Origin of the sequence: Winogradskyella sp. (assembly GCF_025210595.1) — a bacterium.
Classification (GTDB): Bacteria; Bacteroidota; Bacteroidia; order Flavobacteriales; family Flavobacteriaceae; genus Winogradskyella.
The window spans coordinates 1-25,479 of the sequence record NZ_JAOARH010000129.1 but is presented as its reverse complement, the minus strand read 5'-3'; the positions used below and the strand labels follow the sequence as shown (position 1 = coordinate 25,479).

The following is a 25,479-nucleotide window of genomic DNA, read 5'->3' as shown; positions in this document are numbered from 1 at the left end:
TGTAGCGAGATCGAGATTTGAACTCGAGACCTCCGGGTTATGAATCCGACGCTCTAACCAACTGAGCTACCTCGCCATAATTGCGGGTGCAAATATATAAACAAATTCTACTACAACAAACATTACAAACTAAAAAAAAATAATTTTAGCCTAAAGTTTTTAATTGTATCATAATTGCATATATTGAGCAAATAATACAAAGCTTATATGGACGATAAAGAAAAATATGAAATGGAGTTTGTGATACAAGCATCTCCTTCGCTTATTTACCAATACATATCTACACCTTCTGGCTTATCAGAATGGTTCGCTGATAATGTAAATTCTAGAGGTGAATTATTTACATTTATTTGGGACGGATCAGAAGAACAAGCCAAATTGATAACCAAAAAAAGTGGGGAACGTGTAAAGTTCCGTTGGTTAAATGATGAAGAAGATGGATCTAATTACTATTTTGAAATTAGAATTCAAGTAGATGAAATTACAAAAGATGTATCTTTAATGATTACTGATTTTGCAGAAGAAGATGAGCTAGAAGAAGGGAAAATGCTTTGGGATAACCAAATTTCTAGCCTTAAACAAGTTTTAGGCTCTAGATAACTAGTAACTAACTCAACTATTATATCTTTGTCTCGATTTAATTTAAAAACTAAATCGAGACTTTTTTTATGGTAAATTTAAACGGAAACCTCATTATTATAGCTGGTTCAGATATATCCTCTAAAAATAGAGGCTACAAATATGGAGACGCTCTTTTTGAAACGCTTAAAGTTGTAAATGGAAAAATCTTTTTTTGGGAAGATCACTACTTTAGGCTTATGGCATCTATGCGTATTATGCGAATGGATATTCCTATGAAGTTTACAATGGAGTTTTTAGAAACCGAAATATTAAAAACTGTTGAAGCTAATAACCTTATGAATGCTCCTGCCAGATTACGATTAAATGTTGATAGAGGTGAAGGTGGTAAATATTTGCCAGATGATGATACTAAGGTGAATTTTAATATTGTGGCAGAATCATATCATAATCCGTTTTATAGCATTGATGCAAATAACGAATGTGTTGTAGATTTATATAAGGACTTTTTTATTGCTCCAGGACTATTGTCAGGATTAAAGAGTAATAATAAAGCCATTCAGGTTATAGGTAGTATTTATGCCAAAGAAAATGATTTAGACAATTGTTTGGTGTTAAATACAAACAAATCTGTGATTGAAGCACTGAATGGTAATTTATTTTTGGTTAAAGGTGATAAAATAAAGACTCCTCCTCTAGAAGATGGTTGCTTAAAAGGTGTAATGCGAAAGCAATTATTAGAGATTTTGGCTAAGGATATTAATCTATATACAGAAGAAGCTTCTATTAGTCCTTTTGAACTTCAAAAAGCAGATGAGCTATTTATTACAAATGTTATACAAGGTATAGTGCCAATTACTAGATATCGTAAAAAAACTTATGGAAGTGAATTTGCGCAGAAGTTAATGAATAAGCTTAATGCTAAAATAAGATTGGGTATTTAATTATAGCTAGGATTTTCAGGTGCGTTAGACCATATGCTGTAATCTCCTCCAAGCTCTAGCATTTTTTCGCGCCAAAACGTATGGCAAGATTTGGCAATTATTTTATTTTCATAAATATTCTCTGTGATTAGCCAAGCGTTAGACTCTAATTCATCATCGAGTTGTTGTTCTGCCCAACCAGAATACCCTAAGAAAAATCTAATATCATCTTTAGAGATTTTGTTATTATTTATAAGGTTGATTACAACATTAAAATCTCCACCCCAAAAAATACCATTAGAGATTTCTATACTATTAGGTATTAATTCTGGTGATTTATGAATAAAATATAAATTATCCTGTTCTACAGGGCCACCATTGTAAACCGTGAAGTCTGATTCAGTACCATCAATAAGATCTTTAAGGTTATATTCTAATGGTTTATTTAAGATAAAGCCAACAGAACCGAGTGAGTTGTGATCTGCCAATAAAATGACTGCTCGGTTGAAAGATATATCTCCGATAATGGATGGTTCTGCAATTAATAGATTACCTTTTACTGGCTTTGTCATCTTAATATGATCTTTTATGCTTAATAAAGCTAGGATTTTTTTAGCACTTAAACAACTTAAACGCCTTAAAATTTAAAGCAAAAAAATAAGCCTACTCGTAGAGCAGGCTTAGTATTTGTAAGAAAAAAATGTCTTAGTTTACAGCGTTACTTAAGTCAGAACCTGCCTTAAATTTCACTACATTTTTAGCTTTAATCTTGATAGTCTTACCAGTTTGAGGGTTTCTTCCGTCTCTTGCAGCTCTTCTAGAAACTGACCAAGATCCAAATCCTACTAAAGAAACTCTATTTCCTTTTTGTAATGCTCCTTCAATGTCAATTAACATAGAATCTAATGCTTTCTTAGCTGCAGCTTTAGTAATACCTGCATTCTCTGCCATACCATTGATTAAATCTGTTTTGTTCATAAATTATAAATTTAAAGTATTAAAAATTCGTTTTTTTAAAAGGATTCCTAAAATCCTTACACAAATTTATTAGTAAAATTAAGCTACGCAAGTAATAGCAAGGGAAATCGACGATTTTGTTAATAAGTCACGCCATTTGTTAATAAAGATGTGCTTTTTGTCGAATTATTTTGTTAAGTCAACAATAACAAGGGTTTACAAGAGTTTGGCGCTTTTAGAAAATTCAAATCCGTTTAAAAGTGATTTTACATCCATTTTTCGCTTTCCAGGAAGCTGCATTTCTTTCACTTTTATATAACCTCCTTGGCATGAAACTTTTAACTCTGTTTTTGAGGAAATAACCAATCCAGCTTCAAAATTATGGGTTTCATACACTTTTTCTACATCATATAATTTGGTAGTAATTAATTCTTCATCTTCATTTTTTAAATAGCACCAAGCTGTAGGAAAAGGATTTAAACCACGTATTTTATTAAATATAGTATCTAGATCTTGTTCCCAATCAATTTTGCAATTATCACGATTAAGCTTATACGCCGTTTTTAAATCATCAGATTTAGGTTGAATAGTCGTGATGACTTTGTCTTCCTCTATAAGTTGAACAGTTTTAATAACAAGATGACTTCCTATGGTCATTAATTGGTCATGAAGTGCACCAACTGTTGTATCTTCTGCAATATCGGTTTCTTCACTTAATATTATTGCACCAGTATCTATTTTTTCATCTATAAAGAACGTAGTAACACCTGTTTTTGTTTCTCCATTAATAATTGCCCAATGTATTGGAGCTGCACCTCTATATTGCGGTAGTAGCGAAGCATGAAGATTAAAAGTGCCATACTCTGGCATTTGCCAAACCACTTCTGGTAACATTCTAAAAGCTACAATAATCTGTAAATTAGCATTTAAAGCTTTTAATTCTTCTATAAAAGATTCGGCTTTTAAGTTTTTGGGTTGAAGAATATTTAAGTTATGCTCTAAAGCAAACTGTTTTACCGCTGATGCTTTTAGCTTTTGTCCACGACCAGCCTTACGATCTGGTGCTGTAATTACACCTACCACGTTATAATTATTATCTAATAATGTTTTTAGTGTAGCAACAGCAAAATCTGGTGTACCCATAAAAACAATTCGTAAGTCGCGTTTATTTGTCATATAAGTGTGTAGGTGTTAGCGTATGTTAGTTTAATTTTTCTTATTTCAATGAGTTGAGAAATACTGTTTATTAACTCTTTTTCTGAACAATTTATAGCTTTTAATAATTGGCGCGAAGATAAATCTTCTACCTGTAAAGCATTTATAATTTGATTTGAAATATTAATAGTATCAGCTTTTTTAGTTTTTGATTTTTGTTGAAGACATACTGAACATTGACCACAAGTAGCAGTGGTTTTTTCGTCAAAATAGGCTAATAGTTGTTGATTTTTGCATACCGAATCGTTATTTATATAATTTAATACAGCAGAAACCTGTTTGTGTTTTAATAAATGCTGTTGTTCAATTGTTTTAACAATAGGGTTTATCGTAATATTATCTTCACGAGGTTTTAAAAAAGTAATTTCAGAGTCTGTATTAGCCATTTCAAGATTAATTACGTCATCTTTTTGTAGTTGCTGTAATTGTGCTATGATTTGTTTTTCTGGTATGCCTACTTTTTCAATAATAAGGTTTAGATTAACTTTTGTTTCATAGTCAAAAATACCTCCGTAGGTGCGCAGTAAAACCTTAACTAAGGTATTCAACCTTAAATGCTTTTCAAGATATTGAAATAAGACAGTGTTAGAAGTTAAAAACTGAATTTTAGTTCTAAAATTAAAGTGTTGAGTTAATGTTATTACAGAATTTCTATCTAATAATATTAACGTGTTATAGGTAATGCTAGGATTTAATTTGTAGGTTGAACAGAAGGTTTTAAAATCAAACTGATAAGTGCTGTTTTCACCTTCACCATATGCTATCTGAAAATAATTGCATAGCATTTTGTAAGTACGCTTAACAAAATCGATTGATGGTAGTGTACTTAAAAATTGCTTTTTTAAATGATCCTCATCTATATGTTGTTTTAAGATTATAGCATTGGCTAAACTTCCATCTCTTCCTGCTCTTCCTGCCTCTTGATAATAACTTTCTAAACTTTCTGGTAAATTAAAGTGTATAACGTTTTTTACATTGGCTTTATCAATTCCCATTCCAAAAGCCGTAGTAGCAACCATAATCTGTTTTTGCTCATTTAGCCATTGCTGTAAACGGTCTTTTTTTTCTTTGTTGGTTATACCACCATGATAGAATGTTGAAGAAAACCCTTTAGCATTTAAGTAATCGTTAATATCTTTAGTAGCTCTTCGGTTTCTAACATAAACGATAGCGCTTCCTTTATGGCTATTGAGAGCATGTTCTAATTGAAATAATTTATCGTCGGTATGAATGACCTGATAAGCAATATTTGGTCTTGTAAAAGAAGCTTTAAAAATTTTAGGAGCAACAAAATCTAAGTTTTTAACAATATCATTAATCACATTATGTTTTGCTGTTGCTGTAAGTGCAATACAATTAACCTGAGGATGAATTTGACGTAAGGTTGTAATGTTTTTATAAGCAGGTCTAAAATCATTTCCCCATTGACTAATACAATGTGCTTCATCAATAGCAATAAGATTAACATTCATCCGTTGAATGCGTTCTTGTACTAATTGTTGTTGTAAACGTTCTGGTGAAAGATATAAGAATTTATAATTGCCAAATACGCAATTGTCTAATTGAGTGTCTAAATCTTTGTAAGACATTCCTGAGGTTAAAGCAATGGCTTTAATACCTTTTTGTTTTAGTGTATTGACTTGGTCTCTCATTAACGCAATAAGCGGAGATACTACAATACAAATACCGTCCTTTATTAGTGCTGGAATTTGAAAACAAATAGATTTACCACCTCCAGTTGGTAATAAAGCAAAGGTATCTTCATTATTTAAGACTGAAGTGATAATGTCTTCTTGTAAAGGTCTAAAAGAAGTATAATTCCAATAACGTTCTAAAACTTCTATAGGATGCATTACTACAAATTTAAGACCTCTAGAATAAAATCTGTACGTTTTTCTATAGTTTCAAACGGCACATCAATAAGTTGATAGCCAAAACGCATATAGGTTTTTAGTAAATGATGATGAATTTCTATGGCTTGTTCAAAATTTTCATAGCGTTCACTATCGCTTGTGAAAATTTCTTGCCAAGGCGCTAATACAAAAACATAGTCGTAGCTATTGTTTTTAGAAGCATCATTAAAATATTGAGGATATTCATCACCTATATAGTCCATGTAGGCTAAAACATCTGGTATACCTCTGTCTAAGAAAACCATGTTTGTTTTTTCATCAGAAGCATCATTGTACTGTTTAATTCTACCTTCAAGAAGTTTTTCGCTAAATAATAAGGGTTCAGTTAAAAACAGTTGTTCTATACCGTTTTCTCTAGCTTCAAGCGTTACTTGTCTAGAGATTTCTTCATAACATAAAAATCCACGAGATTTTAAATGATTTATTATAGAAGACTTTCCGGTGCCTGGACCACCAGTTATAACAATTTTTTTGGGATTCAAATTGGCAATATTTTTGCTGTAAAAATCGTGATAAATTATTAAAACGAAAAATACAAACTAAGATGTATCTTTGCATCAATAAAAATTGGTAATGGATAATAATAAAAAAACAGAAGAATTTTATATAAAATTAAAGGCTCAATTACAAGATACAGCACTTTGGCCAACAGAATATTTATATAAGTTTATAGTTGTTTCTGAAGACGCTAAGATTGAAAAAATTAAATCGTTGTTTAATCATTTGGGTGCGGTAATACAAACTAAACCATCAAAAAATGGTAAATACACAAGTGTTTCAGTTAATGTAAAAATGAAAAACCCTGATGCTGTTATATCTAAATACAAAGAAGTAGCAGAAAAAGTTGAGGGTGTAATTTCCCTTTAAAATTTATTATAAGACTACTATTTTTTGTACTTTGCGGCAAAACCTAGAAACTTCAGGTTTGTAAAATTTACTACACATTTTATATTTTGATTGATAATTTAGAATACAACACAGAGCGCGAGCATTTAATTATACCAGAGTATGGTCGTCATTTACAAAAAATGATTAACCATGCAAAAACGCGAGAGACTAAAGAAGAAAGAAATAAATTAGCGAAAGCTATTATTTCTGTAATGGGTAATTTACAACCTCACTTAAGAGATGTCGCAGATTTTCAGCATAAGTTATGGGATCAACTTTTTATAATGTCTGATTTTGAACTAGATGCCGATTCACCATATCCAAAACCTTCAAGAGAGGAATTATCTGCTGGACCAGATCCTTTAAAATACCCTCAAAACCACCCTAAGTATCGTTTTTATGGTAATAATATTAAAACCATGATAGATGTTGCTATTACTTGGGAAGAAGGGGAAATGAAAGAGGCTTTGGTTTATACCATTGCTAACCACATGAAAAAATGCTATCTCAACTGGAATAAAGATAGTGTAGAGGATACTGTAATATTTGATCATCTATTTGAGTTGTCTGATGGGAAGATTAACCTAAAAAATAATGATGAAGATTTAACAGATGCTTCTAGTTTAATGCGTTCTAAAACTAAATATGGTAATAAAGGAGGCTCTAAAAAATCTAAAAAGAAATATTCTAGTAATCGTAAACGTTATTAAAACGTATGAGTACATTTAAAATCGAAGGCGGTTACCAATTAAAAGGTTCAATAAAGCCACAAGGAGCAAAAAACGAAGCTTTACAAATTTTATGCGCTGTTTTATTAACTTCAGAAACAGTTACTATAAACAACATTCCAGATATTATTGATGTTAATAAGCTTATAGATTTGTTAAAAAAGCTAGGTGTTAAAATCAATAAATTAAATCATGGATCGTATAGCTTTAAGGCAGACGATATTGATTTAAATTATTTAGAATCAGCCGAGTTTAAAGAGGATGGAAAAGGCTTAAGAGGCTCTATAATGATTGTAGGTCCTTTACTTGGTCGTTTTGGTAAAGGTTATATTCCAAAACCAGGTGGTGATAAAATTGGCCGTCGTAGATTAGATACTCACTTTGAAGGGTTTATTAACCTTGGCGCAAAATTTAGATATAATCGCGAAGAGTATTTCTATGGTGTTGAAGCAGATGAGTTAAAAGGTACTTATATGCTTTTAGACGAAGCTTCGGTAACTGGTACTGCTAACATTGTAATGGCAGCTGTTTTAGCAAAAGGGAGAACAACAATATATAATGCAGCTTGTGAGCCTTACTTACAGCAACTTTGTAAAATGCTAAACAGAATGGGAGCTAAGATTTCTGGTGTTGGTTCTAATATGTTAATTATAGATGGAGTTGAGAGTTTAGGTGGTACTGAACATAAAATGCTACCAGATATGATAGAAATTGGTAGTTGGATTGGCTTAGCTGCTATGACCAAAAGTGAACTGACTATAAAAGATGTAAGTTGGGATGATTTAGGTCAAATTCCTAGTGTGTTTAGAAAATTAGGAATTACAGTAGAGCAACAAGGAGACGATATTCATATACCTGCACATAAAGATGGTTATCAGATACAGAATTATATAGATGGTTCTATTTTAACTATTGCAGATGCACCTTGGCCAGGATTTACCCCAGATTTATTAAGTATAGTTTTGGTGATTGCTACTCAAGCAAGAGGAGAAGTGTTAATCCATCAAAAAATGTTTGAAAGTCGTTTGTTCTTTGTAGATAAGCTTATAGATATGGGAGCAAAAATAATTCTTTGCGATCCACATAGAGCAACTGTAATTGGGCATGATTTTAAATCGCAATTAAAAGCTACGACGATGACATCTCCAGATATTAGAGCTGGTATTTCGTTATTAATTGCTGCGTTATCTGCAAAAGGAACTTCTATAATTCATAATATAGAGCAGATAGATAGAGGCTACGAAAATATTGATAAAAGGCTAAGAGCAATTGGTGCTAAGATAGAGCGCTTGCCAGGCAACTAAGCAAAAAGTTGTTCTTTTACATAATAAAAAAGCTTCAAAATTTACTTTTGAAGCTTTTTTAGTTTTTATTACATGTGAAATTTTAATTATTCCAGAGCATAGAAAAACTGTTCGCTAACAATTTTACCGTCTTTTACTTCCCATACACCAACTTCTTCCATTTGTTGTCTTCCTCTGTCTTTAAAGGTAACATCAAAAGACATTTTGGTTGTAAAATGATTTCCGGCAACAACAGGTTCGCTAATATCTCCACTATGGAATTCTTCAACATTGTCTAGCCATTCTTTATTCTTATTCCATACCTCTTGTTTTCCTGTAACTATTTCATCTGGCATACCAGGCATTTCTCTGCTAGTAACATTTTCTGCATAAAGTTCGTCAACGCATTCTAGGTTTTTACCTTCAGCGCACATTTGATGCCATTTTTTGGCAACATCCCAAGTATTCATATTGATTGTTTTTTAATTAGTTAAATAGTTGTTCTAAATTTACTTAAAAAGTAATTCAAATTATCTTAAAATAATGTTAGGGTTAAACTATAATGTAACTAGTAATTAAGCTAATGCAGCTTTATAAGTAGATAAACAGCGTTCTCTAGCTGCTTTATGATCTACTATTGGATGAGGATAGGTTAACTCTTGGTATTCAGGAACCCATTTTTTTATGTATTGATGGTCTTTATCAAATTTTTGAATTTGAGATGTTGGATTAAAAATTCTAAAATAAGGAGCAGCATCTACACCAGAACCAGCGACCCATTGCCAATTACCAATGTTACTTGCCATGTCATAGTCATGTAGTTTCTCAGCAAAGTAAGCCTCGCCCCAACGCCAATCAATCAACAGATGTTTGCATAAAAAACTACCAACCAACATTCTTACTCGATTATGCATAAAACCAGTTTTGTTAAGTTGTCGCATACCAGCATCTACAAGTGGATAACCTGTTTTGCCTTCGCACCATAGTTTAAATTCAGCTTCGTTATTACGCCATTCTATTCTGTCGTATTTTGGCTTAAAAGCTTTGTCTTTTGTGTGCGGAAAGTGCCAAAGAATCTGCATGAAAAATTCGCGCCAAATCAATTCTTGCCAAAAGATTTCATTGGTTTCCGCAATAGCTTTTTTCATCATTTTACGGATGCTTACTGTACCAAAACGTAAATGTGGACCTAATCGAGAAGTGCTATCTTTTGCTGGAAAATTACGAGTTTCTTCGTATTGCTGTATTAATTTTGGTGATGCGTTATAATCATGTATTTGTTGTGAGGATTTTATAAAACCAATGTCAGAAAGACTTAAATTTGGTAATTTGGTGTTTTTAATAAGCTTATTAAGGTGAGTTTTAGTCTCTAAAAAAACGAGGTCTTTTACACTAAATTTTTCTTTCCATTTGCGCATGTATGGAGTATAAACAACATAAGGGTTGCCGTCTTTTTTTAATATTTCATCTTTTTCAAAAATTACCTGATCTTTAAAAGTTTTAAAGCCAATATTGTTTTTACTTAAAAAAGATTTAATTTCATTGTCACGCTTTTTAGCATAAGGCTCGTAATCATTATTGGTGTAAACCGAATCTATATGGTAAGTTTTAATAAGTTGCTTGTATATATCTTTTGGTTTACCATGATAAATAGCAATACTACTGTTGTGATGGTTTAGTAGGTTTTGCCTCATATTTTGTAAAGTCTCGTGTATAAAAGTAACACGAGCATCATCTTTAGGTAATTTATCTAGAATTTCTGTATCAAAAATAAATATTGGTAAAACGGCATGTTCACTGAGTAGAGCTTTATAAAAACCAGCATTATCATCTAGCCTTAGATCTCGTCTAAACCAAAATATATTTATCTTTTTGTTCATTTAGTATTTTCCGAAAAGTTCTTCGAGTTTTTTTGTTCTGTAATTAAAGATTTCTTCTAATTTAGGTTTAACTACAAGGGGATGAATCATTTGTCCTAATATACCCATAGGTAACTTATAATCAACGATATCTTCCATTTCTACACCACCTTCAATTTCTTTAATAAAATGTTTATGATGCCATAAATCATAAGGGCCAAAGCGTTGTTCGTCTACAAAATATGTTCTGTCTTTTACATGAGTAATTTCTGTAACCCATTTAGTTTTAATACCAAGAACTGGAGTTACAATATACTGAATGATTTGACCAGGAAACATAGGTTTATCTGCACCAGAAAGTATGTGAAAGCCCATATAATCTGGCGTTATGATTTTTAAGTTCTTTGGACTAGACAAAAACTCCCATGCCTCGTTAACAGATATTGGAAGATTTTGTTTTTTATGTAGCGTGTAAATTTTCATTTAATAAGAACCGATTAGATACTAATTGTTAAATACAACATAACCATTTAATGATATAGCAATACATAGCCATATAAGATATGGAACTAGCAAATACTTAGCATATTCTAAACGATCGTTTCTGAAAGTGATAAAAAAGTATGATATAACGAGTAGTAAGAGACTAATAACAAATAGACCTATTTTTGTATGGTGTTGGTTAAAGAAAACCCAATTCCACCCAACATTTAAAATAACCTGAAAAATGTATACAAACCATAAAAATTTTGAGCTTCTGTTATGAAAAAGTTCTGCCAAATACCACGAAAAGCATAGCATAATAAAAGACCATGCTGTACCAAACACCCAACCAGGTGGAGTCCAAGGAGCTTTATTTAGGTTTAAATACCATTGCGAAGTTGGACCGTTGTTCATCAACCAACTACCTAAAGCTAATCCTCCTAAATTGATTACCAGAAAAATAATAAAATAAATCGTTTTATTCATTTTGAAATATTTAGTGTAAGGGCTAGTTAATGAGACTAGTTTAAATATTTGGTTATTTTGTTGCTTAAGGGTTTTGTGATGGAGTAGAAGTGGTCTAAAAACTCACCATTTTCACTAATTAAATATTTCTGAAAATTCCATTTAACGTTTGAGCTTTGTTTTCCATTAATTTCTTTTTTAGTCAGCCAAGTATATAATTGATGCTGATTTACGCCTTTAACATCAATTTTTTCGGTAATTAAAAAAGAAACTCCATAATTTACTTCACAAAATTCTTCTATTTCACTAGGATTTCCTGGTTCTTGCTTTCCAAACTGATTGCAAGGTACACCAATAACAACTAAACTATCTTTAAAAGTTTCTTGTAGCTTTTGAAGATCTTTATACTGAGGAGTAAATCCACATTTTGAAGCGACATTAACAAAGAGTAATTTTTTGCCTCTAAACTTATTTAGATCTATACGTTGCCCTTTTAGATTGTTAATCGATATATCATAAATAGATTTTAATGACTTTGAAGTGTTATCTATTTCTGAGGTTGAAAATTTGTTAACTAAATTATTGATGAGTTTCATGAAAATTATATTTTAAAACTAACAATGCCACAATCCATTTTAAAGATTTGTCCAGATATGGAGGTAGCTTTTTCTGAAAGTAGAAATAAAGCCATATCAGCAACTTCTTGTGGTTGCAAGTATTTTTTTAGTGGATGACGCTCAGTAATATTACTAATCATTCGCTCGTTGCGCAACAATTTTGCAGCTAGTTCAGTATCAGTCACTGTAGGTGCGATAGCATTAACCCTTATGGTTGGTGCTAATTCTGCACCAAGAGATTTTGTTAACCCTTCAATAGCAGATTTTGAAGTTGCTACGCTAGCATGAAAAGGCATGCCAAGTTTTGCGGCTACTGTACTAAATAATACAATAGATGGATTAACTCCATTTTTTAATACAGGCAAATACTTTTTAATTGTTTTAACAGCTCCAAGTACATTAATTTCAAAATCATTTTTAAAATCTTCAATACTAAGTCTGCTAATTGGCTTAAGATTAATGCTTCCTGGGCAATAGATCAATCCGTCAACTGTTGTAATATCAGGTAGTTGATCATTAATAACATCGCAATGATAGTGTGTAAGATTATCATGTGATAGTTTTGGTGTTGACCTACTAATATTTATAACCTTATGCGAAGAAAGTAAAGATAAAACGATTGCGTTACCAATACCTTTACTACCGCCAATTACAATTATAGTTTTCATTTATTATGCAGCTGTGAGTGGTCTACCTTTTAATCGTTTTTCAATTTTTTGTTTTATAAGAGTTAAACGCTTCATTAAATCCATTAATTTGGCATCTTTCTTTTTCTTGTAAACTTCATTAACACCAAGAATAAGCTCTTTGGCTTCTCTAGCTGCTAAAATTCTGTCGCTTGTGGTTTTGAAAGAAAACTTTCTGTTTTCAAATTTAACTGCTCTTTCTAAAATGTCCATAGCTTAATTGTTTATATAGTTTTGTAATTCAATAATTTTTTCTGGTGAGTTAAATTCACCATCATAATATGTAGTTACTGTAGCTGAAGTATCATCTTTAACACCTCTAGAAGATACACAGAGGTGTTTTGCATCAATTATAACAGCTACATCGTCTGTTTCTAAAACCGTTTTAAGTTCATTGGCGATTTGGTTTGTTAAACGTTCTTGTACTTGTGGACGCTTGGCGTAATACTGTACAATTCGGTTTAATTTTGAAAGGCCAATAACCTTGCCCGAAGATTTGTAGGCAACGTGAGCTTTGCCAATTATTGGTACAAAATGATGCTCACAATTAGAGTAGAACGTTATGTTTTTTTCTACTAGCATCTGATTGTATTGATACTTATTATCAAATAATGCTACTTTAGGTTTGTTTTCAGGGTTTAAGCCCGAAAATATTTCTTCAATATACATTTTTGCGATTCTATCTGGTGTACCTTTTAATGAATCATCTGTTAAGTCTAATCCTAATACGTCTAGTATTTCGGTAAATAATATTGAAAGTCGTTCTTTTTTTTCATTGTCAGACATATCAAAAGCATTAGGCTTCATTGGTGTGTCTAGACTTGTATATAAATGATCATTGCCAATATCTTCAATTGTAAAACCATTTAGGGAGTTACCATTTTTGTGTGGAATTGTTTTTGTTTCCATTTGTGTTCTTTTTAATGTGCTGTCTTTAAAGACTCCAATTTTAAATCAAAGCACGGTTAGCGTTTAATATAGAGTTACTTGTTACTTTTTCTTTAATTTATGTCATTTAATTATGTAATTAATGACTTTAAGTTATTTTACTAAATATATTTTTGGCATGGTAAAATCCATATCATATCTTAATTTTTCATTTAATAGCTTATCAAAAAACTTTTTGTTCTCTCTAAGCATTTTATTGTTTTTAAAGTGAACAAATTTTCCTTGTGCATGTATGCTGTAGCCATTAATTTTGTTTATAGCTAATTGATAATAAGGTATAATCCAGGTATAATTCTTTAGACCTTTATTAATCATTACTAAAATACCTTTAGAGCGTAATTCAATGTTAGTATAGTTGATATCTGACACTTTGTTAATCATTGATTGCATATTTGGACTTACTTTATCTATTATCATTCGCCCAGATCCCACACCTTTCATTTTCAATTTCTGTACCAAACTAAAAGAACTGCCAATAAGGACATTTATAATTTGTTTGTGTTCAGGATTGTAATGTGTTGTGTTTAATATCATTTTATAAATATACAAAATGTTTAATCTTTTTTAATTATTGTTAAACAAAAATTAACAGATAATTAAGATTATAAATAAAATAGTACTAATTGTTTGATAACAATATGATGTTTTTGTATATAATATGTCGTTGAATTAGTCTGAGACTTTCAGTATAAGTCATTTTTTGGTACAACAAGAGCATTTAGCATTCCTTTAAAAACAAAGGCATGAAACGGTAAAACCATATACCAATATAATCTTCCCCAAACACCTTTGGGTCTGAATACAGCACGTTGATATAATTTGTTTTTAACAATTTTAAACTCTAACCATGCTTCTCCTGGTAATTTCATTTCAGCAAAGAGTAGTAAGCGCTTTTCATTTTTATCAGCTAATAAAACACGCCAAAAATCTAGAGGATCTCCAGGTTCTAAATAGGTGTCGTGTGTGCGTCCTCGTCTTAAGCCTACGCCTCCAAAGAGCTTATCTATATAACCTCTAAGTTTCCATAAGTAGTTATAACTATACCAGCCGTTACGACCACCAATTGTCCATATTTTATTTAGAGTATACTCTTGATCTATAATGGTCTTTGAGCGTACATCTTTAAAACATCCGTACTGTGGCAGTTCTATATGCTTAGATAATTTATCTTTAAAAAGGCCACTACTTACAGCATCTTTCCAACTAGAAATGACAGAATTTTGTTGAATGTGTTGAAATGCCAACTTTACAGCATTTTGATAGGTCATGGTTTTTGTGCTGATATGTTTGTTAATATCACTTGGTTTACCAATAACTTCTATTTTCATACTATCCACTAAGGCTTGTGCCAATTGAAAAGAAGTTGAGGTTACAAAATAGAGCCAATATGAAGATAATTTTGGCGTTAAAACAGGTAATGTGAAGATGTAACGTTTTAAACCACGAACCTTTGCAAATTGTAGCAACATGTCTTTGTATGTTAGAATTTCTGGACCAAAAATGTCAAAAGATTTATTATAAAGTGGCTCTTTACCTAGTGCTTTAGATAGATACGTGAGAACATCTCTAATCCCAATAGGTTGTGTTTTTGTATTTAACCATTTGGGAGTAATCATTATGGGAAGTTTTTCAACGATGTCTCTTATGATTTCAAAAGATGCACTACCACTACCAACAATTATTCCTGCTTTGAATGTTGTTAAAGCATACTTGTTAGACTTTAGGGTTTCTTCAACTTGTAAACGAGATTTAAGGTGTTTTGATAAAGATTCGTCATTAACAATACCACTTAGATATATTACTTGTTTGCAATTTGTTGCTTCGACTAAGGATTTAAAATTTTGAGCGCATTGGCGTTCTAGGTCTTCAAAATCTTTAGAGCTTGTAGACATAGAGTGAATTAGGTAATAGGCGAAATCTATGTCTTTAGGTATTATGTTAGACTTTGGTTTTAAGAAATCTACTTTAATAAAAGAGCATAACGAATGTTTTTCAATTTCAACAGGAATACGATTTAAATCTCTAACACAGCAAACAAGTTCATGATTAGCTTCTAAAAGATGTAAAGCTAATCTTTTGGCAATATAACCCGTTGTACCTGTGATAAGAATTTTCATTATGCATTTGATGTGTTATATGTTTCCGTTGTTGCGTAAACATAGGAAAATGCGTTGAATTTCTGATAGGAAATTCAGGTGCAATGAAATATACGCCTTGTTGGCATTTCGTTGTTTTTTTCTGAGTTCAAATAATCCGATTGAGTGAGTAATTCCTCAACGTGTTAAAATCTAAATTTAATTCCGCTTTTGTTTTTTAATTAAAGTTCCAATTCCGAAAACGAGCTAAAAGTCAGATATTTTGTTTTAAATCATCCTTTTTATACTTTTTAAATTCTATTTTTTTCTTTTCTAAAATTGCGTAAAATTTTCGTGGCGAGATTTTTAGGTCTTTAGTTATTTGGTTCACTTTTTTATCTCCTTTTTTATACAGCCTTAAATTCTCATTTACTTTTTTATTAAAGTAATGTTTTTCCAGTTTCTCTATGATTTGTAGTTCAGTCAAATCTGAGTTATTTGCAAATTTCTCTATTTCCGATTTAATGTCTTTTAAATTACTCATAGCTCTCATTTTTATACTCTTCCTCAATGAATGCTAACACATTTATAGGGTTTTGTAATTATTAATTTTTATATTTTCTGCTTTAAGATCGAACATTAAATTATATAAACCAAAGAATGTGCGATTAATGTAAATAAAATGTTTAGAACCACGATTGCCATTCATATTACGCAGCTCAGTGCTTTTAGAATATTTTTGTCCCATTTCAGCCACTTGATTAAAAAAATCTGGATTTGAAAAATCGAAAACTTCGTTATGAAATGGTTGAGTAAATAAGCTTAGTAACTCATAAAACATATTAGAAAAGAATTTGATTTCTTCTTCAGAATCATCACTACGTAAAATTTCTAATTCTTTTAATTTTGTTCTAAATTTTTCAGGATTATTAATAGTAGCTTTGTTTGCTAATTCAAAATAAGGAACATAAAATTCATCTGTTATGTGCTTCATGCAACCAAAATCTAGCGCAATGAGTTGCTCATCTTCAGAAATCAAAAAATTACCTGGATGCGGATCTGCATGAACTTTTTTGAGAACATGAATTTGATACATGTAGAAATCCCAAAGCGCTTGTCCAAGCTTATTAGACAATCCTAGGTTTGCATTGTGAGCTACAAATTCAGAAAGATGTTCGCCTTTCATATAATCCATAGTTATGATACGCTCAGAAGAATATTCTTCGTAATATCTAGGGAATTTTAAGTTTGGAATGTGTTGACAGGCTTTAACAACTGCTTTACTTTGTTCTATTTCTAATAAATAATCGGTTTCTTCAGTAAGTTTATTTTCAACTTCTTTAAAGTATTTATCAGAATCTTTTCCTTTTATATTAAACATTTTGGTAGCTATGGGTTTTACCAAAGCCAAATCAGAAGCGATACTCTCTGCAACTCCAGGATATTGGATTTTCACAGCAAATTTTTTCCCATCCTTTTCTGCAATATGGACTTGTCCGATGCTTGCAGCATTGACTGAAGTTGCATAGAAAGTATCAAATAATTCTTCGGGATGTTTGTTAAAATATTTTTTAAAAGTTTTAATTACCAATGGTGGAGATAATGGAGGAACAGCAAATTGAGATAGTGAAAATTTTTCTACATATGCTTGAGGTAAAATGCTTTTCTCCATACTAAGCATTTGTGCTACTTTTAATGCGCTACCTTTTAGCTTTTTTAGACTATCATAGATATCTTCTGCATTGTTTTGGTTAAGACGTTCTTTAGCTTCTTCTTTAGAGTTCACCATTTTGTCTCCGTAATATTTTAGATAATTTACACCAACCTTTGCGCCAGTACTAACTAGTTTTGAAGCACGTGCGATTTTAGAAACAGGTATGTTGTTTATAGTTTTCATGTGCTCATTTTAAATTTTTCTTTATAAATAAACTTGCCAAAATCTAACAAGCTTTTTAGAGGAGCAGTGTCAATAAAATCAAAAGCTGTGTTTATTGATTTTTCTATAAATACATCTGTTTTTTCAAAGGCTGTAGAAGTATCATCTAACCAAAATTTAAGAGTTAGTAACAATTGAACCCATGAAGACTCTTTAATACTTAACTCTTTAATTTTATTAAGCTTTTCATCACCTAGGTCAATGGTATTTGTGTTTAACTTTGAAATGTAATCCGTAAAACTAGATTTTAAATCTGATAATACTTTTAGAGATTTTAATTTGTTCTTGTCTTTATCTAGTGCATATACTACAAAGCTTCGGTTAGCTGTTAGTATTTCAAAAAATGTGAAATAGAAGCTTAGTGTTTTGTTTCGAGTATCAAAAGAAAGATAGTCTTCACTTTTATGTAAAACGTCATAAGCATTATCAAAAAATGCTTTAAAGATTTGTTTTTCTAATGCTACAAACGACGTAAAAAAATCGTAGAATCTTTGCTCTTCAAAATCATTTTCTTTAGAAAACACATATACAGACTTGGGTTGGATATTATGTGTTAAAACATAATCCATGTAAAATGCTATTATATCTGCTTTATTGATATTTATTTTCTTTGACATTGTTGTTGATTTTCAATGTAAAGATAATAAATGTTTAATTTTTTAGCGTGAAAGTTAAACAAAAATTTAACTAAATAAATGAAAGTCTAAAAAACAACTAAGCTTTTTGTGATGTATAGTACTTTTTTCTAAGCCAAAAAGATACTCTAACTAATAATATTAAAGCAGGTACTTCTACTAATGGGCCAATTACACCAGCAAATGCTTGACCAGAATTAAGACCAAATACGGCAATGGCTACAGCAATGGCTAACTCAAAGTTATTGCCAGCAGCAGTAAATGCAATGGCAGCATTTTTATCGTAAGGAGCTCCTGAAGCTTTGCTAACAAAGAAGCCTATAATAAACATAATAGTAAAGTATATGAGTAATGGTACAGCTATAATAAGTACATCCATAGGTATTTCTACAATAAGCTCTCCTTTTAATGAAAACATAACAACTATGGTAAATAATAGTGCGATTAATGTTAAAGGTGAAATGGTTGGAATAAACTTTTTAGTATACCATTCGTTGCCTTTTAATTTTACTAAAATTAATCTTGATAAGATACCAAGTAAAAAAGGAATTCCTAAATAAATGGCAACACTCTCTGCAATAGTTGCAATAGAAATATCTACAATAGCACCTTTAAAACCAAAATAAGGAGGGAGAACTGTAATAAACAAATAGGCATAAAAACTATATGCGAAAACCTGAAAAATACTGTTTAAGGCCACAAGACCAGCGCCATATTCACTACTGCCTTCTGCCAAGTCATTCCAAACCAAAACCATAGCAATACATCGTGCTAAACCAATAAGTATTAATCCAACCATATACTCAGGGTAATCTTGCAAAAAGATTAGCGCTAGAGTAAACATTAATACAGGGCCAATAATCCAATTTAGTACTAGAGAAATAGATAATATTTTTACATCTTTAAATACTTTTGGTAATAATGAATAATTTACTTTAGCTAGAGGAGGATACATCATTAAAATAAGACCAATAGCAATAGGTATGTTAGTAGAACCACTGCTATAAGAATTAATTAACTTTGGTAGAGATGGCACTAAATAACCAATGCCAACACCAAGTATCATTGCTAAAAATATCCATAGTGTTAGGTAACTATCTAAAAAACTGAGTTTCTTTTTAATTTTTGTCATTATTAGTTTAGAGTTTTATTTCAGAGAACACATATTTCATTTCAGTAGCAATTTGTGTACTGCGTTCATCGTATTTTTCTAATTGTTGAGGTGTGTTATCAAAAGCTTTAGGGTCTTCGAATGTTATTGGGATTCTTTTTTCTGAACCTGGCACAAAAGGACAGCCTTCATCTGCAGAAGAACACGTCATAATTGCCGCAAATCCAGAGGTTGGATTAAACTTAGAATCTATAGTTTTAGAAAACCCGATAATTGGATGCTTAACTTCAGCATATTTTAGAGCATAAACAGGATTATTTTCGTTTGAGAGTTTTTCCACCTCAAAACCTGAATTTTCTAAGGTTTTAGCTGCCACAGGAAATAAAGCTGTAGCTTCAGTTCCTGCGGAATAACAATATAAATCTCTAACACCATAATAGGAGCCAACAACTTGAGCCCAAGCTTGAGAAAGGTGGCTTCTTCTAGAGTTATGCGTACAAATAAAGTTGAGGTTTATTGTGGTATTGGTGTTAATTTTAGTTTGAATATAATCTACTAAAGGCTGCAAAACAGCTTTTCTTTCCTCTGAAATAGAAGTTGTATCTAGGGCTTCTATTTTTTCTAATAATTTTGAAAATATCATAATTGTTTTTATAGACTTAACAGCAATTACTATCTGTTGAACAACAAGACTCATTAGATAAATCTGCAAGTTTTACTTTTGGTTTATCTTTTTTAGTTCCTGGCTTTTCTGCATAAACAGTAATGCTGAATATTCCAATATCGCCAGAGTTAAATTCATTAATTTTTTCTTGACTTAGATATTTAATCAATATATCATCAGGAATAGTAATAGCCTTTTCTTTTTGAATAGTTATATTAGTAAAACCAGCATCTGATATATGCTGCATGTAATCTGTTTTTTGAATCGCTCCAGCAACACAACCTGCATACATTTCAGCATCTTCTCTTAAAGCTTCAGGTAAGTTGCCTACAAGTACAATGTCTGAAATACTAAAGTGCCCTCCAGGTTTTAGTACTCTAAAAATTTCATTAATTACTTTTGGCTTGTTTGGCACTAAATTTAAAACACAATTGCTTACTATAACATCAGCCACATCATTACTTACAGGCATGTTGTCGATATCACCTTCTCTAAATTCTACATTATTATATCCTAATTTTTCAGCATTAATGCGTGCCTTTTCTATCATTATAGGAGTAAAATCAATACCTATAACTTTGCCTTCAACACCAGTTTCGTGTCTGGCTACAAAGCAATCATTGCCAGCACCAGATCCTAAGTCTATAACTGTATCTCCTTTGCTAATATGAGCAAATTGCGTAGGAAGTCCACAGCCCAAACCTAAATCTGCATCACTAACATAACCGTCGGTTTCAGAGTAGTCATCCATCATTATGTTATAAACTTTGTTAGATGGAGTAGTAGCACCACAGCAAGATGCCGCATTTTCTGTTTTACCTTGTTCAGCAATTTTGGCATATCTTGTTTTTACGATATCCTTTAATTCTTGTTCGGTTTTCATTTTAAATCTATTTTAATGTTATTATAATCTATTATTGACAGCAATCCGTATTTTGAGACTTGTAATCTAAAAATTGAACAAAGATGTTATTGGTTTTTGCCCAATTTTCTTCATCAATACAGTAGCAAACGCTTGTACCTTCTATGCTTCCTTTAATAAGTCCGATTTTTTTTAATTCTCTAAGATGTTGAGAGATTGTTGCTTGTGCGAGACCTATTTCATCAACTAAATCGCCACAAATACAAGTTTTTGCTTTAAATATTTGCTGTAAAATAGCGACTCTGGCAGGATGTGCAAATGCTTTAGCGAGGCTTGCAATTTCATTTTGCTGGTCGGTAAATATTTCACTTTTAGTTAATCCCATAGTGCTGTTAATTTATATATTGCAATATTACGATTAATAATTGAATCTATAATTATGTCTTGTCAAAAATTCCCAATATTTTCTTTTAAGGAATCCTTAACATACCTAACTTTTGTTTCGTCGTAAATTTATACCAACTATTAAAAAACACTTAATACCAAAAAAAATGAAGAAATTATTACTATTTGCATTTGCACTAACTTTGATGTTTTCTGTAAATGCTCAGGTGGAAACACCACAGCCGAGCCCTTTTACTAAAATAGAGCAAAAGGTAGGTTTAACAGACGTAACCTTAGAATACTCTCGTCCGAGTATGAAAGGAAGAAAAATATTTGGAGATTTAGTACCTTATGGCAAAATGTGGAGAGCAGGTGCTAACAAGAATACGATGATTACTTTTAGTGATGACGTTTCTATTGAGGGTACTTCTCTTAAAGCAGGTTCTTATGCTATTTTTATCTCGCCAAATAAAGAATCTTGGGATATTGTATTTTATTCTGATACTAATAATTGGGGAACACCTGGTGAATGGGATGAGTCTAAGGTAGCTGCTAAGGTTTCTGCTAAGATATACGAAATGCCTATGAATGTAGAAACATGGACTATAGGTATTGATGATTTAACTAATAGTTCTGCAAGTATAGGTTTTATATGGGAAAACACTTATGCAGCTGTTAAGTTTAAAGTACCTACTGAAACAAAAGTATCTGCATCTATTAAGAAAGTAATGGCAGGACCATCAGCTAACGATTATTATGCAGCTGCAGTATATAATTTAGCTGAAGGTAAAGATTTAAAGGATGCTATGACTTGGATTGACAAGGCTGTTGAGATGACAAAAGATCAACCACGTTTTTGGTACTTAAGACAACAATCTTTAATACATGCTGCTAATGGTGATAAAAAAGGTGCTATTGCTGCCGCAAAAAAGTCTCTTGATGGTGCTCAAAAAGCTGGAAATGATGATTATGTAAAGATGAATAAAGAATCGTTAAAAGAATGGGGAGGAATGTAAAATTCTTTAGAATTTAAACGACTTCTTAAAAGATAAATTTAAGCGCAACCATTGAGTTGCGCTTTTTTTTGTTTAATTATTCTTTTTGCTAAAAGGCTGTAATAGGTTAGCTATAATAATAACAATAACACACCCTATTAAATTTAACCACAAATATGGTAGATTGATGATTTCAGCATTATCTAAAAAGTATAGGCCTATTATAATTATTTGTGTAATTAATGCGCCTGTAAAAACTGCATTTCCTTTAATGTGTTTAAAGAAAAATGCTAATAAGAAAATACCAAGCACATTACCATAAAAAATGGAACCAATAATATTAACAAGCTGAATTAAATTTTCGGCAAGATTTGCGAAGCAAGCTATAATTATAGCAATAATTCCCCAACCAAATGTAAACCACTTGGTCATGTTTACCATGTGTGTTTCTCCTTTATCTTCTTTTAGGTTTCTACCATACAAATCAATGGAGGTTATAGTTGCCAAAGCATTAATTTCTGAAGCAGTTGAAGACATTGCTGCTGAGAGAATCACAGCCAATAACAACCCAATTAGTCCTTTAGGTAGATTGTTGAGGATAAAGCGTATAAACATATAGTCTCTATCATTGGTTTGTGTGTCCTTGGCGGCATCTTTTGATAGCTTATTAAATTCTTCAACCTTTTCATTATAGGTGCCTTTTTTCATTAATCCTAAAGAGTTGTCATAAATTTCTTTTTTAAGAGATTCATATTTGTTGGCATAATCAGGATCTATAGCTTTTTTGATGAGAACTTTAGATTCTAATCGATATGTCTTTTCTATACTATCTATTGTGAATAATTCAGATTTTAATTTGGCATCATTATTTTCTGCATAAGCTAAACTCAGTCTTTGTTTCATGTCAAAAAGTTCAGCTTGTTTATTTTGAAGCGCTTTGTAATCATCTCCGTATTCTGAAGCTAAAACCGTTTGTGTTGAAGCATCGATGAAATTTAATGGAGATGGGTTAAATTGATAAAAAACAAATACCATGACACCAACTAGTAGGATAAAAAATTGCATTGGTACTTTCAGTAATCCATTAAAAAGTAAACCCATTTGCATCTCTTTCATAGATTTACCAGAAAGGTAGCGCTGCACCTGACTTTGGTCTGTACCAAAATAAGATAGCATTAAAAAGGTTCCGCCTATAAGACCTGTCCAAACCGTATATCTGTTATTTAAATCGAAAGAAAAGTCTAAGACTTGCATTTTTCCTGTGGCTCCAGCAATATCAATGGCATCAGTAAATGATACTTCATCAGGTATTAGATTAATAATTATTGCTAAAGCCGCAATCATACCACCAAAGATGACAAACATTTGCTGTTTTTGGGTAACAGTTACTGCTTTTGTACCGCCAGAAACCGTGTAAATAATCACCAATACACCAATGATGATATTTAGTGTTACTATATTCCAACCTAAAACAACCGAAAGAATAATAGCAGGTGCAAAAATGGTAATTCCAGCAGCTAATCCACGTTGTATTAAAAATAGAATTGCTGTAAGACTTCGTGTTTTTAAATCGAATCTATTCTCTAAAAATTCATAGGCTGTATATACTTTAAGCCGATGGTAAAGCGGAATAAACACTAAGCAAATAATTACCATTGCAATTGGTAATCCGAAATAGAATTGTACAAATCCCATACCATCAGAAAAGGCCTGGCCAGTTGTTGAAAGAAATGTAATTGCACTAGCTTGTGTTGCCATTACAGACAAGCCAATAGTCCACCATTTAGTGGAGTTACCACCTTTTATGTAATCTTGTGCATTTTTTCTGCCTCTGGTTTTCCAAGTACCATAACCAACTATTGTAGCTAAAGTGACAATTAAAACGGTCCAATCAATCCAATCTAAAGTTTGTTGCATAAGGTTAAGCGAATGATACAGTTATAAAGTAAAATAGAATGATGTATAGGGCATTGGCAAGTAACACAATGGTGTACATTTTATCCCATTTTTGTTTTGGTTGGTTGTTCATTGGTTAGATATTTAATTCTTAATTTTGGAATTTTCTTCTTTTCCTGCAGAAAGTAAATTAGCAAAAAGTTTATAAGCTCCAGAAACACCTGCTGGAAACTCTCTAAAGAAACTCAAGCCTGTATAGATGTAGTTTCCTTTACCGTATTTGGCAATAAGTAAACTCCCTTTTTTAGATGTTTCTCCTTTATCATTCATAGCAAGAAGAGGCGTAAATTCATTAGACCATTGGTTTGGAAAATACAAACCACGTTCTTGTACCCATCCTTCAAAATCTTGAATTGTTATTTTATTAGGAAAGTTAAGAAGCGAATGGTTGGGTTCTAAAATTTGCACTTCGGCATTTTCATCGGTTACACGATCTCTAGATAGTTTTAGCTCATATGGAGCAATATTACTTGTTTTAATTCTTCGGTTGGTATTGTATTGCACAATCATATTGCCACCTTCTTTTACGTAGTCTAGCAGATATTTTTGCTTAAACTTCAATTCATCTAAAATATTGTAAGCCCTTATGCCTACAACTATGGCATCAAAATTCACTAAATTTTCGGTTGTTATTTGTTCTGGTTTTATAATAGTAACGTTATAACCAATTTGCCTTAAACTTTCGGGCACAACATCTCCAGCACCTTCAATATAGCCAATATTATTGCCACGTTTTTTAATGTCTAAGCGCACTACTTTACTAACACTTGGCATCAATACAGTTTGGTAAGGAATATGTGAGTAGTCTATTTCTATAAGTTCATCTGTATAAAATTCGTCATTAATATTTACCATAGGTGTTATTAAACCTTCGCTTTGTCCTTTTGGAGGAATTACTGTAAATATTACCTTTTGAATGTCTCCTTTGTTTACAATTTCAATTTTTTGCTTTTCAGGATAGACACTCCAATCGTTTGGGTAAGCCATTTGCACATAACCTTCAATGGCATCATGTCCTGCTTTTACAGTGATTTCAATCTCTTTTTGTTGATCGTTTTCAAAAATGAATACCTTATCACTAATACTAGCAGATACTTCTGGTATAATTTCAAAAGGTCTGTATAATTCACCTTTGTCTGGTTTAGAATAACGATATACAACAGGTTTGGTAATGGTTATTGGTGTACCTTCAATAGTTAAGTTAAAATCTACTTTTAGAGCTCTTGGAGTTTCAGGTTTTCCTATCCATTCTGTATTCTCTACATGATACATGCCTAAACTACTTTTTTTGTTTAACCAATATGGTGTTGTATAGTG

General features: G+C 31.5%; 29 protein-coding genes, 1 tRNA gene and 1 pseudogene. 6 read left to right on the top strand and 25 right to left on the bottom strand.

The features are described from left to right. Positions 1 to 2: 2 nt before the first annotated feature. Positions 3 to 76: transfer RNA gene (locus N4A42_RS13010), tRNA-Met, on the bottom strand. 131 nt (positions 77 to 207) lie between these two features. On the opposite strand from N4A42_RS13010, the gene N4A42_RS13005 reads away from it, so the two are divergent. Next, positions 208 to 600, top strand: coding sequence for an START-like domain-containing protein (locus N4A42_RS13005; RefSeq protein WP_294074766.1), 393 nt, complete (start codon positions 208 to 210; stop codon positions 598 to 600). 68 nt (positions 601 to 668) lie between these two features. Continuing rightward, a complete protein-coding gene (locus tag N4A42_RS13000; RefSeq protein WP_294074763.1) occupies positions 669 to 1,523 on the top strand; it encodes an aminotransferase class IV in 855 nt (284 codons plus the stop codon). Here the strand turns inward: N4A42_RS13000 and N4A42_RS12995 are convergent. From N4A42_RS12995 to N4A42_RS12975, 5 genes are all read right to left on the bottom strand, one after another. Then, the gene (locus tag N4A42_RS12995; protein WP_294074761.1) at positions 1,520 to 2,074 is read right to left on the bottom strand and encodes a YqgE/AlgH family protein; all 555 of its coding nucleotides are present in this window, start codon (positions 2,072 to 2,074) and stop codon (positions 1,520 to 1,522) included. The genes N4A42_RS13000 and N4A42_RS12995 overlap by 4 nt on opposite strands. Before the next feature lie 133 nt (positions 2,075 to 2,207). Next, on the bottom strand, positions 2,208 to 2,480 hold the full coding sequence (locus N4A42_RS12990; RefSeq protein WP_076620986.1) for an HU family DNA-binding protein: 273 nt from the start codon (positions 2,478 to 2,480) through the stop codon (positions 2,208 to 2,210). A 195-nt stretch (positions 2,481 to 2,675) separates the two neighbouring features. Continuing rightward, complete coding sequence (fmt, locus tag N4A42_RS12985; RefSeq protein ID WP_294074757.1) at positions 2,676 to 3,635, bottom strand: methionyl-tRNA formyltransferase; 960 nt, start codon at positions 3,633 to 3,635, stop codon at positions 2,676 to 2,678. After that, positions 3,632 to 5,527, bottom strand: coding sequence for an ATP-dependent DNA helicase RecQ (locus tag N4A42_RS12980; RefSeq protein WP_294074754.1), 1,896 nt, complete (start codon positions 5,525 to 5,527; stop codon positions 3,632 to 3,634). Before N4A42_RS12980 ends, fmt begins: the two co-directional genes overlap by 4 nt. A gap of 2 nt (positions 5,528 to 5,529) precedes the next feature. Continuing rightward, positions 5,530 to 6,069, bottom strand: a complete 540-nt coding sequence (locus N4A42_RS12975; protein WP_294074752.1) for an ATP-binding protein — start codon at positions 6,067 to 6,069, stop codon at positions 5,530 to 5,532. Between the two features lie 91 nt (positions 6,070 to 6,160). On the opposite strand from N4A42_RS12975, the gene N4A42_RS12970 reads away from it, so the two are divergent. The 3 genes from N4A42_RS12970 (at position 6,161) to murA (ending at position 8,507) form a co-directional block, all read left to right on the top strand. Further along, on the top strand, positions 6,161 to 6,454 hold the full coding sequence (locus N4A42_RS12970) for a DUF493 family protein (protein WP_294074749.1): 294 nt from the start codon (positions 6,161 to 6,163) through the stop codon (positions 6,452 to 6,454). An 86-nt stretch (positions 6,455 to 6,540) separates the two neighbouring features. Beyond that, the gene (locus N4A42_RS12965; protein WP_294074746.1) at positions 6,541 to 7,185 is read left to right on the top strand and encodes a DUF4290 domain-containing protein; all 645 of its coding nucleotides are present in this window, start codon (positions 6,541 to 6,543) and stop codon (positions 7,183 to 7,185) included. 5 nt (positions 7,186 to 7,190) lie between these two features. Then, positions 7,191 to 8,507: a UDP-N-acetylglucosamine 1-carboxyvinyltransferase gene (gene murA / locus N4A42_RS12960; protein ID WP_294074743.1), complete on the top strand. Its 1,317-nt coding sequence runs from the start codon at positions 7,191 to 7,193 to the stop codon at positions 8,505 to 8,507. Between the two features lie 86 nt (positions 8,508 to 8,593). Here the strand turns inward: murA and N4A42_RS12955 are convergent, their stop codons facing one another. The 17 genes from N4A42_RS12955 to N4A42_RS12875 all read right to left on the bottom strand — a co-directional run bounded on the left by N4A42_RS12955 (position 8,594) and on the right by N4A42_RS12875 (position 21,212). Continuing rightward, complete coding sequence (locus N4A42_RS12955; protein ID WP_294074741.1) at positions 8,594 to 8,956, bottom strand: nuclear transport factor 2 family protein; 363 nt, start codon at positions 8,954 to 8,956, stop codon at positions 8,594 to 8,596. Between the two features lie 105 nt (positions 8,957 to 9,061). Continuing rightward, positions 9,062 to 10,366, bottom strand: coding sequence for a deoxyribodipyrimidine photo-lyase (locus N4A42_RS12950; RefSeq protein ID WP_294074738.1), 1,305 nt, complete (start codon positions 10,364 to 10,366; stop codon positions 9,062 to 9,064). After that, the gene (locus N4A42_RS12945; RefSeq protein WP_294074736.1) at positions 10,367 to 10,828 is read right to left on the bottom strand and encodes an SRPBCC family protein; all 462 of its coding nucleotides are present in this window, start codon (positions 10,826 to 10,828) and stop codon (positions 10,367 to 10,369) included. Between the two features lie 21 nt (positions 10,829 to 10,849). Then, positions 10,850 to 11,314 (bottom strand): TspO/MBR family protein, encoded by a 465-nt coding sequence (locus N4A42_RS12940; RefSeq protein WP_294074733.1) that lies wholly within the window; start codon positions 11,312 to 11,314, stop codon positions 10,850 to 10,852. A 35-nt stretch (positions 11,315 to 11,349) separates the two neighbouring features. Continuing rightward, the gene (locus N4A42_RS12935) at positions 11,350 to 11,889 is read right to left on the bottom strand and encodes a glutathione peroxidase (protein WP_294074731.1); all 540 of its coding nucleotides are present in this window, start codon (positions 11,887 to 11,889) and stop codon (positions 11,350 to 11,352) included. Positions 11,890 to 11,894: 5 nt separating this feature from the next. Continuing rightward, entirely contained in the window at positions 11,895 to 12,578 is a 684-nt protein-coding gene (locus N4A42_RS12930) for an SDR family NAD(P)-dependent oxidoreductase (RefSeq protein ID WP_294074729.1), read from the bottom strand. Positions 12,579 to 12,581: 3 nt separating this feature from the next. Continuing rightward, positions 12,582 to 12,809, bottom strand: coding sequence for a hypothetical protein (locus N4A42_RS12925; RefSeq protein ID WP_294074727.1), 228 nt, complete (start codon positions 12,807 to 12,809; stop codon positions 12,582 to 12,584). Positions 12,810 to 12,812: 3 nt separating this feature from the next. Then, positions 12,813 to 13,505, bottom strand: coding sequence for a GTP cyclohydrolase I FolE (gene folE / locus N4A42_RS12920; RefSeq protein ID WP_294074724.1), 693 nt, complete (start codon positions 13,503 to 13,505; stop codon positions 12,813 to 12,815). 132 nt (positions 13,506 to 13,637) lie between these two features. Next, positions 13,638 to 14,078, bottom strand: a complete 441-nt coding sequence (locus N4A42_RS12915; RefSeq protein WP_294074721.1) for a hypothetical protein — start codon at positions 14,076 to 14,078, stop codon at positions 13,638 to 13,640. Between the two features lie 149 nt (positions 14,079 to 14,227). Beyond that, complete coding sequence (locus tag N4A42_RS12910; protein ID WP_294074719.1) at positions 14,228 to 15,661, bottom strand: SDR family oxidoreductase; 1,434 nt, start codon at positions 15,659 to 15,661, stop codon at positions 14,228 to 14,230. 232 nt (positions 15,662 to 15,893) lie between these two features. Next, entirely contained in the window at positions 15,894 to 16,163 is a 270-nt protein-coding gene (locus tag N4A42_RS12905; protein WP_294074716.1) for a hypothetical protein, read from the bottom strand. A 42-nt stretch (positions 16,164 to 16,205) separates the two neighbouring features. Continuing rightward, the gene (locus N4A42_RS12900) at positions 16,206 to 17,516 is read right to left on the bottom strand and encodes an AarF/UbiB family protein (RefSeq protein WP_294074713.1); all 1,311 of its coding nucleotides are present in this window, start codon (positions 17,514 to 17,516) and stop codon (positions 16,206 to 16,208) included. Then, on the bottom strand, positions 17,513 to 18,172 hold the full coding sequence (locus N4A42_RS12895) for a TetR family transcriptional regulator C-terminal domain-containing protein (RefSeq protein WP_294074710.1): 660 nt from the start codon (positions 18,170 to 18,172) through the stop codon (positions 17,513 to 17,515). Before N4A42_RS12895 ends, N4A42_RS12900 begins: the two co-directional genes overlap by 4 nt. Positions 18,173 to 18,269: 97 nt before the next feature. After that, a complete protein-coding gene (gene arsB, locus N4A42_RS12890) occupies positions 18,270 to 19,322 on the bottom strand; it encodes an ACR3 family arsenite efflux transporter (protein ID WP_294074707.1) in 1,053 nt (350 codons plus the stop codon). A gap of 7 nt (positions 19,323 to 19,329) precedes the next feature. Continuing rightward, positions 19,330 to 19,944 (bottom strand): protein-tyrosine-phosphatase, encoded by a 615-nt coding sequence (locus N4A42_RS12885; protein ID WP_294074704.1) that lies wholly within the window; start codon positions 19,942 to 19,944, stop codon positions 19,330 to 19,332. 16 nt (positions 19,945 to 19,960) lie between these two features. Further along, positions 19,961 to 20,848, bottom strand: coding sequence for an arsenite methyltransferase (locus N4A42_RS12880; RefSeq protein WP_294074701.1), 888 nt, complete (start codon positions 20,846 to 20,848; stop codon positions 19,961 to 19,963). A 31-nt stretch (positions 20,849 to 20,879) separates the two neighbouring features. Beyond that, positions 20,880 to 21,212, bottom strand: a complete 333-nt coding sequence (locus N4A42_RS12875; protein ID WP_294074699.1) for a helix-turn-helix transcriptional regulator — start codon at positions 21,210 to 21,212, stop codon at positions 20,880 to 20,882. A 166-nt stretch (positions 21,213 to 21,378) separates the two neighbouring features. Between N4A42_RS12875 and N4A42_RS12870 the strand changes: the two genes are divergently transcribed. Continuing rightward, the gene (locus N4A42_RS12870) at positions 21,379 to 22,227 is read left to right on the top strand and encodes a DUF2911 domain-containing protein (RefSeq protein ID WP_294074697.1); all 849 of its coding nucleotides are present in this window, start codon (positions 21,379 to 21,381) and stop codon (positions 22,225 to 22,227) included. A 72-nt stretch (positions 22,228 to 22,299) separates the two neighbouring features. Here N4A42_RS12870 and N4A42_RS12865 read toward each other — a convergent pair whose 3' ends face one another. Then, positions 22,300 to 24,123, bottom strand: a complete 1,824-nt coding sequence (locus N4A42_RS12865) for a sodium:solute symporter (protein ID WP_294074694.1) — start codon at positions 24,121 to 24,123, stop codon at positions 22,300 to 22,302. Between the two features lie 123 nt (positions 24,124 to 24,246). Continuing rightward, positions 24,247 to 25,479, bottom strand: a pseudogene (locus N4A42_RS12860) (LmbE family protein); the annotation flags it as partial.

What these genes read in the sequence shown, in the direction of transcription:
- N4A42_RS13005 (WP_294074766.1), top strand. Translation starts at nt 208, where the DNA reads ATGGACGATAAAGAAAAATATGAAATGGAGTTTGTGATACAAGCATCT.
- N4A42_RS13000 (WP_294074763.1), top strand. Translation starts at nt 669, where the DNA reads ATGGTAAATTTAAACGGAAACCTCATTATTATAGCTGGTTCAGATATA.
- N4A42_RS12995 (WP_294074761.1), bottom strand. Translation starts at nt 2,074, where the DNA reads ATGACAAAGCCAGTAAAAGGTAATCTATTAATTGCAGAACCATCCATT.
- N4A42_RS12990 (WP_076620986.1), bottom strand. Translation starts at nt 2,480, where the DNA reads ATGAACAAAACAGATTTAATCAATGGTATGGCAGAGAATGCAGGTATT.
- fmt (WP_294074757.1), bottom strand. Translation starts at nt 3,635, where the DNA reads ATGACAAATAAACGCGACTTACGAATTGTTTTTATGGGTACACCAGAT.
- N4A42_RS12980 (WP_294074754.1), bottom strand. Translation starts at nt 5,527, where the DNA reads ATGCATCCTATAGAAGTTTTAGAACGTTATTGGAATTATACTTCTTTT.
- N4A42_RS12970 (WP_294074749.1), top strand. Translation starts at nt 6,161, where the DNA reads ATGGATAATAATAAAAAAACAGAAGAATTTTATATAAAATTAAAGGCT.
- murA (WP_294074743.1), top strand. Translation starts at nt 7,191, where the DNA reads ATGAGTACATTTAAAATCGAAGGCGGTTACCAATTAAAAGGTTCAATA.
- N4A42_RS12955 (WP_294074741.1), bottom strand. Translation starts at nt 8,956, where the DNA reads ATGAATACTTGGGATGTTGCCAAAAAATGGCATCAAATGTGCGCTGAA.
- N4A42_RS12950 (WP_294074738.1), bottom strand. Translation starts at nt 10,366, where the DNA reads ATGAACAAAAAGATAAATATATTTTGGTTTAGACGAGATCTAAGGCTA.
- N4A42_RS12945 (WP_294074736.1), bottom strand. Translation starts at nt 10,828, where the DNA reads ATGAAAATTTACACGCTACATAAAAAACAAAATCTTCCAATATCTGTT.
- N4A42_RS12940 (WP_294074733.1), bottom strand. Translation starts at nt 11,314, where the DNA reads ATGAATAAAACGATTTATTTTATTATTTTTCTGGTAATCAATTTAGGA.
- N4A42_RS12935 (WP_294074731.1), bottom strand. Translation starts at nt 11,889, where the DNA reads ATGAAACTCATCAATAATTTAGTTAACAAATTTTCAACCTCAGAAATA.
- N4A42_RS12930 (WP_294074729.1), bottom strand. Translation starts at nt 12,578, where the DNA reads ATGAAAACTATAATTGTAATTGGCGGTAGTAAAGGTATTGGTAACGCA.
- N4A42_RS12925 (WP_294074727.1), bottom strand. Translation starts at nt 12,809, where the DNA reads ATGGACATTTTAGAAAGAGCAGTTAAATTTGAAAACAGAAAGTTTTCT.
- folE (WP_294074724.1), bottom strand. Translation starts at nt 13,505, where the DNA reads ATGGAAACAAAAACAATTCCACACAAAAATGGTAACTCCCTAAATGGT.
- N4A42_RS12915 (WP_294074721.1), bottom strand. Translation starts at nt 14,078, where the DNA reads ATGATATTAAACACAACACATTACAATCCTGAACACAAACAAATTATA.
- N4A42_RS12910 (WP_294074719.1), bottom strand. Translation starts at nt 15,661, where the DNA reads ATGAAAATTCTTATCACAGGTACAACGGGTTATATTGCCAAAAGATTA.
- N4A42_RS12905 (WP_294074716.1), bottom strand. Translation starts at nt 16,163, where the DNA reads ATGAGTAATTTAAAAGACATTAAATCGGAAATAGAGAAATTTGCAAAT.
- N4A42_RS12900 (WP_294074713.1), bottom strand. Translation starts at nt 17,516, where the DNA reads ATGAAAACTATAAACAACATACCTGTTTCTAAAATCGCACGTGCTTCA.
- N4A42_RS12895 (WP_294074710.1), bottom strand. Translation starts at nt 18,172, where the DNA reads ATGTCAAAGAAAATAAATATCAATAAAGCAGATATAATAGCATTTTAC.
- arsB (WP_294074707.1), bottom strand. Translation starts at nt 19,322, where the DNA reads ATGACAAAAATTAAAAAGAAACTCAGTTTTTTAGATAGTTACCTAACA.
- N4A42_RS12885 (WP_294074704.1), bottom strand. Translation starts at nt 19,944, where the DNA reads ATGATATTTTCAAAATTATTAGAAAAAATAGAAGCCCTAGATACAACT.
- N4A42_RS12880 (WP_294074701.1), bottom strand. Translation starts at nt 20,848, where the DNA reads ATGAAAACCGAACAAGAATTAAAGGATATCGTAAAAACAAGATATGCC.
- N4A42_RS12875 (WP_294074699.1), bottom strand. Translation starts at nt 21,212, where the DNA reads ATGGGATTAACTAAAAGTGAAATATTTACCGACCAGCAAAATGAAATT.
- N4A42_RS12870 (WP_294074697.1), top strand. Translation starts at nt 21,379, where the DNA reads ATGAAGAAATTATTACTATTTGCATTTGCACTAACTTTGATGTTTTCT.
- N4A42_RS12865 (WP_294074694.1), bottom strand. Translation starts at nt 24,123, where the DNA reads ATGCAACAAACTTTAGATTGGATTGATTGGACCGTTTTAATTGTCACT.